This window comes from Mycolicibacterium llatzerense (assembly GCF_025331195.1).
GTDB classification, from domain to species: domain Bacteria; phylum Actinomycetota; class Actinomycetes; order Mycobacteriales; family Mycobacteriaceae; genus Mycobacterium; species Mycobacterium llatzerense.
Map to the genome: position 1 here is coordinate 70,859 of NZ_LXOV01000015.1, position 14,322 is coordinate 85,180.

The 14,322-nt window shown below is 62.2% G+C and carries 18 protein-coding genes; 10 read left to right on the forward strand and 8 right to left on the reverse strand.

Features of this window, described 5'->3' with window-relative positions; genetic code table 11:
- Positions 1-13: 13 nt before the first annotated feature.
- The 5 genes from A7G45_RS23490 to A7G45_RS23510 form a co-directional block, all read right to left on the reverse strand.
- The gene (locus tag A7G45_RS23490) at positions 14-541 is read right to left on the reverse strand and encodes a hypothetical protein (protein WP_260940596.1); all 528 of its coding nucleotides are present in this window, start codon (positions 539-541) and stop codon (positions 14-16) included.
- A 337-nt stretch (positions 542-878) separates the two neighbouring features.
- A complete protein-coding gene (locus A7G45_RS23495; RefSeq protein ID WP_260940597.1) occupies positions 879-1,352 on the reverse strand; it encodes a hypothetical protein in 474 nt (157 codons plus the stop codon).
- Between the two features lie 34 nt (positions 1,353-1,386).
- A complete protein-coding gene (locus A7G45_RS23500; protein WP_260940598.1) occupies positions 1,387-1,965 on the reverse strand; it encodes a hypothetical protein in 579 nt (192 codons plus the stop codon).
- A gap of 278 nt (positions 1,966-2,243) precedes the next feature.
- Complete coding sequence (locus tag A7G45_RS23505; RefSeq protein ID WP_260940599.1) at positions 2,244-3,251, reverse strand: hypothetical protein; 1,008 nt, start codon at positions 3,249-3,251, stop codon at positions 2,244-2,246.
- Between the two features lie 92 nt (positions 3,252-3,343).
- Complete coding sequence (locus tag A7G45_RS23510) at positions 3,344-3,883, reverse strand: hypothetical protein (RefSeq protein WP_260940600.1); 540 nt, start codon at positions 3,881-3,883, stop codon at positions 3,344-3,346.
- A 544-nt stretch (positions 3,884-4,427) separates the two neighbouring features.
- On the opposite strand from A7G45_RS23510, the gene A7G45_RS23515 reads away from it, so the two are divergent.
- The 4 genes from A7G45_RS23515 (at position 4,428) to A7G45_RS23530 (ending at position 7,045) form a co-directional block, all read left to right on the forward strand.
- Entirely contained in the window at positions 4,428-4,859 is a 432-nt protein-coding gene (locus tag A7G45_RS23515; protein WP_197063853.1) for an XRE family transcriptional regulator, read from the forward strand.
- 374 nt (positions 4,860-5,233) lie between these two features.
- Entirely contained in the window at positions 5,234-5,893 is a 660-nt protein-coding gene (locus A7G45_RS23520; RefSeq protein WP_043985321.1) for a hypothetical protein, read from the forward strand.
- A gap of 255 nt (positions 5,894-6,148) precedes the next feature.
- Positions 6,149-6,484 (forward strand): Imm51 family immunity protein, encoded by a 336-nt coding sequence (locus tag A7G45_RS23525; protein ID WP_157850363.1) that lies wholly within the window; start codon positions 6,149-6,151, stop codon positions 6,482-6,484.
- A gap of 147 nt (positions 6,485-6,631) precedes the next feature.
- Positions 6,632-7,045 (forward strand): SdpI family protein, encoded by a 414-nt coding sequence (locus tag A7G45_RS23530; protein ID WP_260940603.1) that lies wholly within the window; start codon positions 6,632-6,634, stop codon positions 7,043-7,045.
- Between the two features lie 98 nt (positions 7,046-7,143).
- Here A7G45_RS23530 and A7G45_RS23535 read toward each other — a convergent pair whose 3' ends face one another.
- Positions 7,144-7,815: a Crp/Fnr family transcriptional regulator gene (locus A7G45_RS23535; RefSeq protein ID WP_043985355.1), complete on the reverse strand. Its 672-nt coding sequence runs from the start codon at positions 7,813-7,815 to the stop codon at positions 7,144-7,146.
- Between the two features lie 237 nt (positions 7,816-8,052).
- Here A7G45_RS23535 and A7G45_RS23540 point away from each other — a divergent pair, with 237 nt between their 5' ends.
- Positions 8,053-8,793: an MspA family porin gene (locus tag A7G45_RS23540; protein WP_377042154.1), complete on the forward strand. Its 741-nt coding sequence runs from the start codon at positions 8,053-8,055 to the stop codon at positions 8,791-8,793.
- A gap of 10 nt (positions 8,794-8,803) precedes the next feature.
- Here the strand turns inward: A7G45_RS23540 and A7G45_RS23545 are convergent, their stop codons facing one another.
- Entirely contained in the window at positions 8,804-8,983 is a 180-nt protein-coding gene (locus A7G45_RS23545; RefSeq protein ID WP_131630707.1) for a hypothetical protein, read from the reverse strand.
- A 49-nt stretch (positions 8,984-9,032) separates the two neighbouring features.
- Between A7G45_RS23545 and A7G45_RS23550 the strand changes: the two genes are divergently transcribed.
- From A7G45_RS23550 to A7G45_RS23570, 5 genes are all read left to right on the forward strand, one after another.
- Positions 9,033-10,007: a hypothetical protein gene (locus tag A7G45_RS23550; RefSeq protein ID WP_260940607.1), complete on the forward strand. Its 975-nt coding sequence runs from the start codon at positions 9,033-9,035 to the stop codon at positions 10,005-10,007.
- A 292-nt stretch (positions 10,008-10,299) separates the two neighbouring features.
- Positions 10,300-12,012, forward strand: a complete 1,713-nt coding sequence (locus tag A7G45_RS23555; RefSeq protein ID WP_260940609.1) for a hypothetical protein — start codon at positions 10,300-10,302, stop codon at positions 12,010-12,012.
- A gap of 20 nt (positions 12,013-12,032) precedes the next feature.
- Entirely contained in the window at positions 12,033-12,377 is a 345-nt protein-coding gene (locus A7G45_RS23560) for a hypothetical protein (RefSeq protein WP_131630705.1), read from the forward strand.
- A gap of 171 nt (positions 12,378-12,548) precedes the next feature.
- A complete protein-coding gene (locus A7G45_RS32850) occupies positions 12,549-12,926 on the forward strand; it encodes an Rv0361 family membrane protein (protein ID WP_456094111.1) in 378 nt (125 codons plus the stop codon).
- A gap of 218 nt (positions 12,927-13,144) precedes the next feature.
- Positions 13,145-13,546 (forward strand): hypothetical protein, encoded by a 402-nt coding sequence (locus A7G45_RS23570; protein ID WP_052506349.1) that lies wholly within the window; start codon positions 13,145-13,147, stop codon positions 13,544-13,546.
- A gap of 146 nt (positions 13,547-13,692) precedes the next feature.
- On the opposite strand, the gene A7G45_RS23575 is transcribed toward A7G45_RS23570, so the two are convergent.
- On the reverse strand, positions 13,693-14,301 hold the full coding sequence (locus A7G45_RS23575) for a TetR/AcrR family transcriptional regulator (RefSeq protein ID WP_260940612.1): 609 nt from the start codon (positions 14,299-14,301) through the stop codon (positions 13,693-13,695).
- Between the last annotated feature and the right edge of the window lie 21 nt (positions 14,302-14,322).

The following is a 14,322-nucleotide window of genomic DNA, read 5'->3' on the forward strand; positions in this document are numbered from 1 at the left end:
ACTCAGACCATCGTTACCGCGAGAGTCGTCCCCACCGAGCAACTGTGTTACGCAGCGTGTAGGTGTGCCAGGCATCTCCGCGAAGCAGCAGTGTCATTTCGCTGGGACCTGACGTCGGATAGGTGACGCCAGGGTCGTCGAAACAGATGGCGTCGACGTCGTTGCCCACGAACACACTGATGCCAACCACACCCGTTGGGCCAACCAGCAATTGACGGTCGGGGTTGCGGCGATCGCCGATGGCCAATAGTCCGCTGGCGATGTTCAGTTGGCCATCAAACGTTCGGACGCCGAGTCCACCGGTGTCCGAGCCGGAAAGGACCCGAACCCGAATCCCCCTGCCCACGACGTCGCACTCGTGGGCACTCATGGTCTGCACCCACAGTGCGCGCTGCACCGTCGCGGCCTCGCAGTCGATGTCGGTGGTTACGAAGGCGCGGGCACCCGAAATCTCCTTCGCCCCAGCATCTTCAATGACGATGAAGCCGCCGTCGGGTGCGATCGTGGTGTCGCACAGCAGCTTGTTCGTTGCTGTTCGCACAGCCAAGTCTCCTCTTTCCGTAGCCAACATATGGCAGTTGCATTCCCGGGCGGACTCGATCCGCAGTGGGGTTCGACCACTAGCGCGCCCCAAAGCCCGGCGACGGTTGATGCCGGTCAGTCCACCCACGGGTCGTCGGCGAAGTACAGTCCGGGATCCTGCGAAATTCCCCGGTCAGCTGCCGTTTCTCCCGGTTTGCGAGTGGCAGTCGTGATCGTCGTCCAGAACAGCATTGGTATTGATGCGAGGCAACGCAGGACCCGCTGCATGTCACGAAACATATTGCGCATTCAGGTTGGTCATCGCGGCAGCGGTCCCTTTCCTGCCTGAAGGCCAGTCACACACTGGCCGAAATCGATAGCGCGGCCCCAAATTCGAGAAGTCGTTCCATCTCGGCCTGGCCATCGTCTGAGTTCTTGTCGAAGAGGTAGCACTCGACGTAGTGCTGACTGTCCTCGGGAGTAGTTCGGGTGGTGCTGCTGACGATCGACGTGTACAGCCGCAGGCGCACCGAAACCAGCTGGCGAGAACCGTCGTCCAGCACGTCGTAGTCGGTGTGCAACGCCTGATCACTGAACCGCGAGAGTAGAACGGTCCGTACCGAGGACTGGAACATTGGGTGCGGCAATCGATTATCGTGGCCGGCGCATTCAGAGTCAGAGCCGTGCCACAAGATCAAACGCTGACCGTCGGTGACCGCAACTTCTTGCCACGCCGGACGCTGCGTAAGTACGAACGAGTAGACAGTGTCGAAGTTGACGAAAGCGCGCAAATTGTTCAGCGCCACTTCGGGATTGCGGATGCCGAGCATTACCGCCTGCTGAAGATGCCTGTGCGATGTCCAATCAGTCATGTGCGGCCAGCGCCCTTCCGAATTGAATCAGCCGTTCCATCTGTGCTCGTCCGCCGTCGGTGACAGACTTCGTGAACAGCAGTTCCTCGCTGAACGCCTCGGTTCTCGACGGGGTCTTGGCGAGGGTGTAGTCGGCCGTCGTGGTCACCAACCGCAGTTCAACACTGTGCAATGACCGTCCTCCGCTGCCGTCGACGCGATATGCAACCTTGAGATTGCGGTCGGTCAACGCGGACAATGGAATCGAGCGCAGGGTGGATGTCAGCAATGGTGCGCCAGGCTCAGGATCATCGTCGTCGGTGAGTTCATCGTCACCCATCCACAGCAGCAATGTCCGGCCATCGGTCACAGCGACCTCCTGGTACAACGACTCGCGCGAATCCTTCTCTTCGAGAGTGCGTTCCATGACGAACGCCTTGATCGCCATCGGATCCATCACGCGGCACAACGCCTCCAACGCGATCGCCGAATCACGCAGGTACGCCTGCGCCGCTTGTGCCAAGTCGGAGTAGGGCGCCCAATCCTGGTGATCGGCCGGCCCGGCGGAGCGGTCGCGCGATATTTCGGTCATCGACACCCGCTCCTGGATGGTCCCAACGCCCGCGGCGCAGGCGTCACCTGCGCCGACGAGAAATCACCCATGCCCACATCCCCTTTTCCAACAAACCGACGCCGTGCACCCGGCAACGACGACGAGCTTGTCCAAGGTGTAGTCGGGAACCAGCCGCAAAACCGAACGGTGATCTAGCCCACAACTCGATGCAGTTCTGACTGCCCGTACGCGAGGCATCGGCAGAGTGCACTCATCAGTGGGATTCGCCGTCCCCGCCGGCAGGAGTCGATGACGAGTCACGGCCAGCACGTCTGCGCGAGCGGCTTTTCCTCATTGGCAACCGCATCGAGAGCCTGAGCATAATCAGTTTGGTTGTTCCGCAGTGCATCCCTGCTGGCGTCGTCGGTTTGTTGCCGGGCCGTGGCGACGATGGTGGCGGCCCGGTCGGCAAGTTCGGCAATGCGGCGTGCGTGGGGGGCGATGTCGGGGAATCCCTCTGCGGCGGTGGCATTATCGCGCAACTGTTGGGCTAGGTGTTGATAGTCGTCCAGTGATCGCCCGGTCGGGCCGATGTTGGTGGTCCAAAACCACTCGCGGTTGGCGTATATGTCATGCACGACTGACCGTGCAACTCGGCAGCCCCGCTCTTTCGGGGAGAAGTAGGTGGCGGTACCCAACAGGCCGCCGTACGCCAGTGCAACGATCACGGCGAATGCGACCGTCCACCAGCGCCAGTTGGGTCGCGGCATCGGGGTGACGGGATCGGCGATCGCCGCGGATACCTGCGGGTCGTGATCGGCTGCTGCGCGTAGTTGCATCAGCCTGGGTCGTCGCAGCTTTTCACGAATCTCGGACCAAAACACGGCGAGCAGGCACACCACCCAGAGCGCCAGAATGAGCGCAGTCGCCCCATAGTTGTGGCGCGTGAAGTTCACCAATACCGCCGCAAAAGCCCGAACGCCCAGGAGGGCTGCGACAACGAAGCGCATACGCAGAGTGCGGCGGCGGTAGTGCTCTAACAGATCGCGGCGGCGCAGCACCGCAACAAGAACAGCGGGATCGTCAGGGACCGGGCCGCGTTTCCAGGCGCGGGCCAGCTCATCGAGTTGCTCCTGGTCAAGTCCGGCAACGGCATCACGCTGGGCGGCGACAATCTGCCGCGTGGTGAAGACGCTGATCCACCCGACTGTCAGGCTGACGGCGGCACCAACGACCGCACACACGAGCCACCACAGCCAATCGTGGATGCCGTACCCGTACCGGGTCAGCGTCCACGCCGAGATGCCGAAGGTCCAGGCAAACATCAGGCCCGATCCGATCAGCCACCGTGTTCGCTCTGTCATGTGCGTTGTTCGCATCCACATCGGTTGTCGGCCTTTCGGTCCTGTGAGGGTTGTCAGCTTCCATGTATGGGGCGCGGTGCCAACGCCTGGCTCCATACCTGGCGGATTGCGATGCCGATGAGCACCAACGCGAACACGGCGACCAGGCTCAGCTGTACGCCACCGGTGAAGGAACCGGTGCGCTCGTAGAGTGCGGTGAGAACGACTGTCGCTCCGATGATCGGGGCTACGATGGTGGCGGCGCCGGCGGGCCAGCTGCCGACCGCACCGGCTTCGACGACCGCGGCGATCACCACCAGCACTAGAGCGCCAATCACCCACGCCGACATGATGTCTGCGCTGAGGAAGCGGTCACTGAGTCCCGGCGCTGGGTGGTCCGTCAGCGGCGCGTAGGAGGTCCAGCCTGCGTCGACATGCCCCAGGCCGATTCCGAACACCGCCGGTGGCTCGTAGTCTGCGTAGCGACGTGGGAGGCCGGATGTGTTCATCTCCGCCATCAGTCGAGCGACCACGAACACCCACCAGGCGACGTCCCCGGTGACGTGGGCGACACGTGCAATGTGCCAGCGCTTGCGGGTTGGCTCGGGACTCATTGCCCCTCAGCGATATTGGAGGTGCGGTGTTTGTCGCCAGGTTTCACCGCGGCGACGACGCTACTGCCCGTCCGCCCATGGATCGTCAGCGACGTAACCCTCACGGGGCTGAGTTCACCGGCCAGCAACGACCACGTCTGACGTTCTGAAAGTAGCCACAATCGTCGCCGCGAACAGCGCCGGCATTGATACGAGAGACCGCACTACGCGCGGCATACCACGAAACACTGCTTCCCCCTTGCAAAAGCCTGACCAAAGCCCCCCGGCCCGATTGACTCTCCAACTGATATTCAGGAGAATTCCACGAACCAACCGACTCGTCAACTCATATCGATGAGTAGCTGTCAACACCTTGGATCGGTTTTGAGCTAACGTGCACACGTTGGGTTTGCCGTCTGCGGCTTCAATTGGTTCAGCAGTCAACCCAGATGCCGCACCCCCGGGCGGTCATCACCAGGCGCTTGTACGCCACACATACCAGTCCCTCCCGCCGAGTAGGACGGGCTGTAAGTCTTTGTACCACAATCACATTCAGGGGGATTGCATGGCCGACAGGAAACGCGCCAGGGTGTCGGTGGATGTCGACGCGTTCACCGAACGATTGAATCGATTGTTCGCCGTTGTGTACTCGCCCGGGCGCGGCCCCTATCGAAACGTCGAGGTTACGGAGGCGCTGGCCGGCCGTGGATACCAGCTGTCTGCGCCGTATCTGTCGCAACTGCGCACCGGAGTACGCAGCTGTCCGTCCGCACGGACCGTGGAGATGCTCGCCGAATTCTTCGGTGTCGGTGTCGAATACTTCGACACCGACAGCAGCTACGCCCGCGTCGTCGACGCTGATCTGGACTGGCTGGACCTCGTCCACGACCAGAGCGTGCGCGAACTAACCACAGCGCTCATGACGCTGGCGCCCGCCGTGCGCGACCGGCTCCTCGACTCGGTCGACTGTCCCGCCAACACACACACCGCGAGTTAGGCACGTAATGGCCTCAGAACCGGTCAGTAGCAATGCTGATGATGACGATCACTACCGCATGGACTCAACCCGACTAGGAAGCACCAATCGCGAACATCTGAACCTGCGTGGCGCCGAGATCGCCGCGGCACCACGCTTTGCGGCGCAAGGTGGCAAAACCTCCACCGCGACAAGAGCACTGCTGCAGAGCCAGTCAGCTGCCGTGAAGAGCCAGCAAGAGCCGCCGCACCATCTGTGGTCGACGCGAGCGCCGACGCCATCGTGAAAGGAATGTGGGCATGACACCCCAGCAACACCAGCGCATCGGCCCCGTATGGAGATCGTTCGTTGACCACGTACAGAGAGCGATCGCTAACAACGGCCACTGTCTGGATGTGGAGATCATCGGGATGGACGGCGTCGAAGGACTGGAAAGGTTGCAGTCCCAGGCCGGCATGGTGGCGTTCGCAGACCGCCACTGGACTGAGGTGATGGGCTGGACCCAGGACCCCGACCCCGAGACGGTGGCGGCGCTGTTGAACCATCCGGGTGCGCGCTGGTGGTTCCAACCGATCCTGCACGAGCATCTCGTCATTCAGCCTGAACGCCCCACTCGGCTCACAGGCGGATGGTGGATGGAACCAGCCGGCTACCCGACTGTCTCCCAGGCGTTCGGCGGCGACATGCAGATTGTGCGGCATTATTGCGCCGACGAGCACTCAGACAACAAACCTGTTGCAGTACAACATCTTCCATCCCAGTACCGCGGCGATCGGCGGTTCACGATCGCCAGTCCCGAGGACTGGACCGCCCTGGTAGACCGCTACCCCGCCAAGCACCGCGTCTTCCGCAGCCATGAGTTTCAGCAGTTCGACGAGCTATGGATACCGCACTGGCAGTCGGCAGCCGCCGATATCGACCTGGTCACCCTTACCGTCGGCGGATTCGCTTACACCGCGTACCTGCCACTGGTCACCCCCGCCGGCCGTAACACCATGCTCTGCGGATGGAACCCCGGCGAATCGATTGTCCTGAACCCGTGGTGGCAACAATGAACGCACAAACTCACCGAGCCTGTTCATAGCGCCGGTTGAGTTCTCAGCTAGTCGATGTGGAATTCGTTGTCCCCCAAGCTGCCTCGAAGGGAGGCTCGCGGTGGTGCGACAGCACCACCGTCTACTGTGCGCCAGATCACCGTCGGGTGGCATTCGGTTTCGGGGCGGGCGCCCGACTACACCTTGCAGAACAGCGTTCCTCGTGAACTGACCGCCCGGATCATCGGAGACAAGACGAAATGAGAGGTGTCACTGGTGGACCCGTTCTTCCTTGACGAGGAGAATCCCGCATCGGTGCAGTTGCTGCTGAGCACCGGCGATCTGGCTGTGGACGCGGCCGTGGAGGCTCACGGTCATCTGGCGAACGGCTACTTTTGGACGGGAGTGGCCGAATACCTGATCAGCAGCTACCGCCCGGATCTTTCCGGCGAGTTCGAATTTGACTCTGAGGCAGGAACATTCGCCGCCTTTGGCGATCGAGACCAACTGCTGACACTTGCGGCCTTGATGCGTCCCGCGGTGACCGACTCCGACGTGGTCGGCGCGCTCATCACCACCGCCACCGCAGCAGGCCACGAATTCGATGACTAGCAACAAACGCCGCCGCCGAAGCCATGACGGCCAACTCGTCGGCGAAGCAGTACACGGTCGTGCCGCTATCTCGTCCAATCTCAGATATTCGGTCGACCCGAAAGCCTTCCCGAACCGACTTTCGTTCACAGGGGATGTGCCCCTGGAATGCGAGAGGACATAATCGAACCTGAACGTCTCGCTGCAGCGTCGATCGCTACGGTCTTCATCGTCACCGAAAGTGTCGTCACAGTGGTCCTGGTCGTCGCCAGCTGCCGAGCAGCCACTGGGCGCCTGGCCCGCAATCAGTTGACGGGCATCCGTACTCCGTCGACGATGCGCAGCGATCAAGCGTGGGTCGCCGGCCACCGGGCTGCGTGGCGCCTCGCACCGCTGCACGGGGCGAACGCGGTGATCGCGTGCGGCCTGCTGCTGGCTGTGATCGTGCGTTCATGGCCGCCGGGGCCGGTGATACTCCTTGGCATCGGTTGCCTCGTCGCATTCATCGGCATTGCGTTGTATACAGCGGTTATCGCGGGCAGGGCGGCTAGGCGAGCAACGCCACACGATGGACGGAACTGACGCGCACCACAGGTAGCAACGTGGCCGTCTCCGGCAATTCGCGGACCCTGCCGCAGCAGCCAGCGCTGAGTGCTCGCCTGATGATCATCCGCGGGCAATCATCGCGCGCGCTTGGCCAGCGCCGCTGGATCGACAATGCTAATCGTCTTGCTCTGCATACGAATCCAGCCCCGATCGACGAACGACGCGAGAGCCTTGTTGGCCGATTCGCGGGTTGATCCGGCGAGCTGGGCAAGCTCGTGCTGGTTGAGCTGATGGTCGATCCGCAGTGTCCCATTGTCGGATTCGCCGAAGCGGTTGGCCAGGTCCAGTAGCAGGGTGGCGAGACGCCCAGGGACGTCGTTAAATGTCTGGTCGCACAGCTTGTTGGTGGTGCGGCGCAGCCGCCGTGCCAGCACGCGAAGCATCTGCTCGGCAGCCTGGGGGTCCTGGCTCATCCAGGACCGCAGTGCTGTACGGGTCATTGTCGCGGTGCGCACGGCGGTGATTGTGGTGACGGTGGATGTGCGCGGACCTGGGTCCAGGAGGGCGATTTCACCGAAAACATCAGAGGGTCCCAGGACGGCGATCAGGGTGTCGGAGTGCTTGCTTGCACAGGCGACTTTGACTCTGCCGGCGGTGATGATGTAGAGCCGGTCGCCGGCGTCGCCTTCGCGAAACACGTTGTGTCTCTCCGGAAATGATACCCAATCAAGTTGACTGACCGCCGCGTCCAGAAGGTCCGGACTGACACCGTGGAAGATGCTGGCGCGAGCCAACGCGGCATTCACCACAGGCCCTCCCGGGCTGATCCCATTGCTAGCCACAGTGCCTGCTCATCGTCATCCCCCATTTTGCTGGAATCGGCATACCGCCCACTTCCGTAGGTTGCCTATCTGGTTTGCTGCAGTTAGCCGGCAAGCGTACGCGTTGACGCGCCAATCAGCTTATGCGATTGTTCGCGGTATTGAGTGAAAGACCAAGCGAGCCGGGGGGCTTGGAGCCGGTCTTCACAGGGGGATTCATACATGGTCGGTTTTGGGTGGTCATCGCTGCGTCTCGGCGCAGCGGCATTGGTGTTCGCTGTATCTGTCGCTGCGTGGGCATCTCCGGTGGCGGTGTCGGTCGCTGATCCGCAGCCGATGCCGGATCGGTGGACGCAGTTCGTCACCGATGACGGCTGGGTGGTGGACGTGAACACCACCAACGAGGTGATCAATCACATCGACAACCTGGCCGGGGCATCCAATTCCTGGCAAGCGCGAGTGACGCTGCGCTCGGAGGCGCGCATCACCGGAACCGGGGGCGCGGTGATTCAGGACGCCCAACTCGAATCCGGGTATTTCGTGGGGTGCCGCACCGACTCCTCCCCCGGTGTCGAGGTCGGCGCCGATATCGGCATCACCCCTTATCAGCAGATCAACGGCCAGGTCTACGGCGGCGGCTACGGGCAGGGCCAAGGCGGTGCCGGGGGCGGGGGCGGTGGTGGAGGCGGCTTCGCCGGCGGCTCGGCCGGAGCCACCCTCGGTGTGCAGGAACACCTCGGTGGCTACATCCGTGTCCTGCTCAAACCTGGTGGGCTTGCGCAAGTTCCGATGGACCGGATCAGCCTGCGCACCATGCATGCGGTGTCGAACCTGCGCGAGCAGAACATCGAAGCCGACGGCTGCGGCGGCCAGGTGAAAATCCAGTCCTACACCACCATTCGGGTTCGCACCGACAACGGCAACGACACCCAAACCCTCTACGGCGAACCGAAAGACCTGTGAGTCCAATGAATTACCCGAAGGCATCGATCGGCCGTTCGATGGCGAGCTTGATCGCGACGGCATTGATGCTCGCCGCACTCGGCGGTCCGCTGCGGATCGCCGCTGCCGACTCCGCGGCGCCGGCACCGCCCCCGATCCCGGTGCCGGCGCCGCGGCCCATGCCCGAGGACCCCACACGAGTGAATCCCATTGGCGGCGCGCGTGTTTCCTCTACCACTCCACAAGGGGAAACTGCCGGCATGGAACGACCGCTGACAGCTCAAGTCGAACGCGGCGCGACCACAGTGCCCATGTGGGCCAAAGACGGCATCTTTGCACCTACCGCACACCCGAACCGCCAGCTCGCCATCCACCTACCCGGCGAAGTGACGCTGGGCCCGGCGGCCTGGCTACCTGGCGGCGGCGCCATCTACGGCTCCAATGACGTTGACTACCAGGTGATCCCATACTCCGGCGGCGGCGTCGACATCACCGTGACCCGCAAAACAGTGTTCTCCGCATCGACGATCCCGTTCGGTGTGAAGATGCCCGCAGCGACACATCTGCGGCAAGGCAACAACGTAGTGTTGGTGGAAACCGATGCCGCACCGGGCAATCCGGCCCGAGTGATCGGCACCTTCAGCATCCCGGCCGCCGCCGACGCCAACCAAGCGCTCGTCGGCGTCACGCCCACGCTGGGACCCGGTTTCCCACCCGGTCAATCCAACCTCACCGTCGACCTCGGCCCGACGAGCATTTTCGCGTTCCCCGTCACCATCACCCTGTCCTACCGGGCCTCCGACGCGGCGACTACCGGGGCACCGGCCCCGAACTGGGCCGGCATGCCCGCCGGAACACCTGCTGGCGCGGTCGTCCCGCCGAACCCCGCCGGGTATGTGACCGACCCGTCCGGCGCCCACCGCCCCGACGGCATTGACCCCGTCACCTATGCTCAGCGCCACTCTGGTCACTGCCAGGGCGGACCCGACACTTACGGCAGCAGCGACGGGCGGTCGGCGAACTTCGTAGCCGCCTGCCAAACCCAACAGCTCTGCCTCGCAAGCACTCCCGCGCGCACCAGCGTCGACTCCTGCAACGACCGCCTGTTGGCTCACATGTCGATCCAGTGCGTCACCGTCTTCGGCCAGACCGGCGACGACTACGACGCGTGCATCCGCACCGCTTCAGACGAAGTCGCCTGGGCCAAAGCCAACATGGCTGGTGGACCCGAATGATCCGATGCCCAGATCGCAGGGATCCGTCCGCAGAGTTACTGAGCTAGATGGGAATCCGGCCATGACACCGATGAAGCCGCGATCGAGGCGGAGCGTTAACCGCTACCGACGCGCACTCGCGGTCGTCGCGATCCTTGCTGTGCTACTGGCCGCCGTAGTCACCGCACACGATCAGCACGGATCACCGCTGACTGCGCTGCCCGGGGCCACCGCCCAACCCGCGCCTACCGGACCCACCGGCGGGCCTGGCGGAGGCTCCGGTGGGCCGCCTTTCCCCTTGCAGCCGCCAGATATGCCCAGCGCCCCAGGGCCTTACAACAGCGGCGCATACCCTGCGCCTGACCAAGGCAACGGCATCTCCATCTACAACTCCAATGCCCCGCAAAACCAGGGCGGTGGCAGCCAGGCCGGCAACTACCCACAATCGGAGCAGCCGGTCAACGGAACCCAACCGCCGGACTACGACCACCCCATTTCCCAGCAACCTTCGGCACAGCCGCAGCAGCAGGGTCAACAACAACCGCACGAGAGCCAACAAGCGACACCGACGCAGCAGCCGAGCCACAGCGCGACACCCAGCCAGCAGCCGTCACAGAGCCAGCAGTCGTCACCGACGCAGACCTCAAGCCCTAATCGGGAGGCCCAGCAGCAAAAAGATCGCGACTGCCAAGGTATTTCGGGGTTGTCGTCGGTCGTTGACGGCAAGGCTACCTACACCGCGCCTACGCAGATCGCCGATCAAGTCTCAGCCGCAGCTCAGCAGTGGAACGACCTCGGGGGTATCCAGCTCGTCCCTGCAAGCGGTAACTCCAACAGGACGAAGTCCGAGCAGGACAGCGATTCCGACGATCGGCGCTCAAACAGTGTCCAGTCCGGGGATGACTCGGGTATGCCGGGCGTGACGCTGAATATCTCAACGATCGACGACCCACTCACACCTTGGGGCGGTGCGTACACCAGCGGCGACGACTCCTCACCCAGCGAGATCATCATCAACCTGGCCCGCATGGGGGCGGCCGGGCCTGGCGGCATCCAATCAGTTCTCGGCCACGAGCTCGGCCACGCGCTAGGCCTCGACGACAGCGTTCCCGGCCAGCTCATGGCGCCCTCGGGAGCGCTACCCAGTGGACCGCAAGCCCTCGATATTCAACTCCTGCAACAAATCAGCAACCACGGCGCGACGCAACAATGCGCCGCACAGAAGTTACGAGAAGCCCTACAAGAATTCTGGTGCCCTTTCGGAACCAATGCTGACGGCAGTTGCATCGGCTCCGGAGTCGCCCGCTCCACCGGCGACTTCTTCAGCGGAGTCGGAAAAGACATCTGGGGCGACTTAACCGATATCGGCAATCTGATCGCGGAACTGACGAAAGCGAGCACCGGCAATGGCGAATCGCAATCGGCCTTACGCCAGGCACTCGGCCCGTTGTTCGGGCTCGGACCTGAGGGCAGCATAGGTCTGGGCGACGCATGGAAGAACCTGGGACTCGGGGCATTGAACCAGCTGATCGGTCTCGATAAGTGGCAATCCGGGCAATACAAGGAAGCGATGGAGCGCGTCACTGCGAACATCGTCGAAATTGCCGCGACAGTCGGGGTTGGTGCCCTTCTAAAGTTTGTTAAACGCATTGCGTCAGCCGTCCGCGACGCAAAGTCTGCGGTCGAAGTTCTAAACTCTATTATCGCACCCGGGAAGCTCGACTACATATTTGGCAAAGTTACATCTTCTCCGACGAACACGGCCAGATCGATATCGATGCTGAGAAAACTCAATGCGGTGGGTGTATTCGACAATGCGCAGGGTAGAACATTGGTACAACAAAGCCTCGAAGCTGCCGCCAAGGCGACAGAAAACGTCGTAAGAGAGGAGGTCAGGAACGGCGTCACCACTTTGACGAAAGACTCCTTGTTGATCGGCCCGGCGGGTGTGCTGAAACTGGAATCCTTCTGGGAAGTCACAAGCGACGGCCTGAGATTAACAAGTGTTATACCCTATGGCATGTAAACGATGGGAGGTGCGCGGTAGTGTCGTTCGAATATCCCGATGATGCCGAGATCCTGGACAATCTCGGTGTAACCCCTGTTATTTCGTGGGATCTTGATTACTGGGAGAGAACTGTCGAGCTGTCCACGGGAATAGAGACCCTGCGTGTCTCGTACGATCAGACCGGCTTTGTTTGCGTTGAATGGCGCGAAGGAGAGAGAAGTCTTCTTTCTCTCTCAAGAGATCGCGCGGACAGACTCACAGTCTGGTCAAAGGACGGGAGGTCGTACCTAGCCGTCGATTTCAAGGGCGAGTTGGGCACCGATGGGCGTGTAACTATCGACGTCTTTCCTGATATTGCCGTCACGGATGTTCAGCGGCTGTAATCCATCGGTTTCTCCGGAGAGGTATCGACATCGATCCGATGCGTCATTTCATGCACTAATGACCGGCCTGCTGCGAACGATGGAGGTAGGGCCATAACGCGCAACCAGACACCGTCAGTAAAAGTGCGCCGAGATGCCGAGCTGGCCGCGATATTGATGACAGGCCTGCTTATGACCTGCTGCTCGGCGCAACCAGCACCGACTGAAGCGATAACGCGAGCAGTTGAGAATTTCAGCGCTGTGATCAACAAATCCGATTTCGTCGCTGCTCGGAAGTTGGCGTGCGGGAGAATGCTCGCAGACCTATCCACTTCTGACACAGCTCTGCTGAATGGTCGGAGCGCTGCCGGGTTGATGGTTCTCCGAACCACTTTGACGAACGTTGCCACACCTCGCGTAGATGGAGGCCACGCAAGTGTGCCGGTCACGGTGAGATACACCAGCAGCCTGCCGCAGGCAGCTGAATTGACACGCGGATACGACATTGAATTACAGAAAGTTGATTCCGGATGGAAAATCTGCTCCTTCATGCCGGCAGAGCACCCATGACGACTTCGTCGTCAGCCCCTGGATGGAGTACTGCGCGTTGCCTACTGGCCAGTGGGTTATGTGTCTTTGCCCTTGTGTCGTGCAGCAGTGAATCCGCCGAAGCGGACCCGAAATCCACACCCGGTCCGACGTCTCAACCGTCACCATCTTCGACGGCCCCCGCGGATTCTCCGACAATCCGCGAGGGTGTTCCTCACTATGCGTCTGACCTCAAGGATTTGCGGCGGCTCGCCGGACTCGCCGACGCGGTCTTTATCGGCACGGTATCCGAGCAGGCCGGCACTTTTGTCCGATACGGGCATACGAACACCCGGTTCAAGGTGAAAGTCCAGCTGGCACTGAAGGGCTCACCGGCAAGTGAGGTCGTGGTCGAGCAGGAAGGCGGCCACGACCCCGTCAAGAACACGACCTACATCGTGAAAGGTGACACGCCACTCGAAGCGGGCACAACCTACGCGCTCTCTGCGATGTATCGCGGCAACGAGAACATCTACTCCGTCATTCCGATCTACGGAGACGCCCGCCTGACCGGGGAAGAAGCCAAAGAACTATCGGCCGGCGCTACCCCGAAGCCGGTAGCCGACATGCGCGAGGCAGTTGCACACCAAATTCCCTCCTGACGAAGTGATCCCAGCTTCTCCTGTGCAGTGGCGACGGTTCGCGTAGCCCATGGACTACCGGATCCACAGGAAGGGCCAAACACTTTCCCGGTCAGAATGAACTCCGCAGCGGAAGACTGGACCCGAAGCGGGGGCTCGCCTGTATGTCACACTCCGCTGATCACCCCGTGCGTCACGATGGCCGCCGTCTCGTCGACCCAGAGCTCGTCGAGCTCGCTCTCCGGGTGCAGCAACATCCGCAGCATCGTTGCGCCACCGATGATTTCGATGAGTCGTTCGGGCTGGACGTCGGCCTGCACCTCGCCGCGCTCGATGCCGTGCTCCAACCGGATCCGCACCACATCGAACAGTCCGTGGAAGCGCGCGACGACCCGTGCGTTGAGTTCCTCGTCAGCGCCCATGTCTGCCATCAACCCGGGCAGGGCCGCCCGCACCGCCGGGCTGGTGAACACATCACGGGCCGCAGCGATCATGCCGCGGATGTCGCCGACGATGTCCCCTTCAGGGGTGGTCAGCGCGCTCGGTGCGGTGGGGAACGCCGCCTCGTGCACCAACTCGGCTTTGCTCGACCAGCGGCGGTACAGCGCCGTCTTCGTCGTACCTGCACGTTCGGCGATGGCCGCCATCGTCAGATTGGCGTAGCCGACTTCGGGCAGCAGCTCGGCGGCAGCAGTCAACACCGCGGCATCGATCCGTCGGTCGCGAGGCCGCCCAGCGCCAGAGGGCTTGTCAACCGGTTGCAGGTCTGATTTCATAACGCTACGCATCGTATCGTA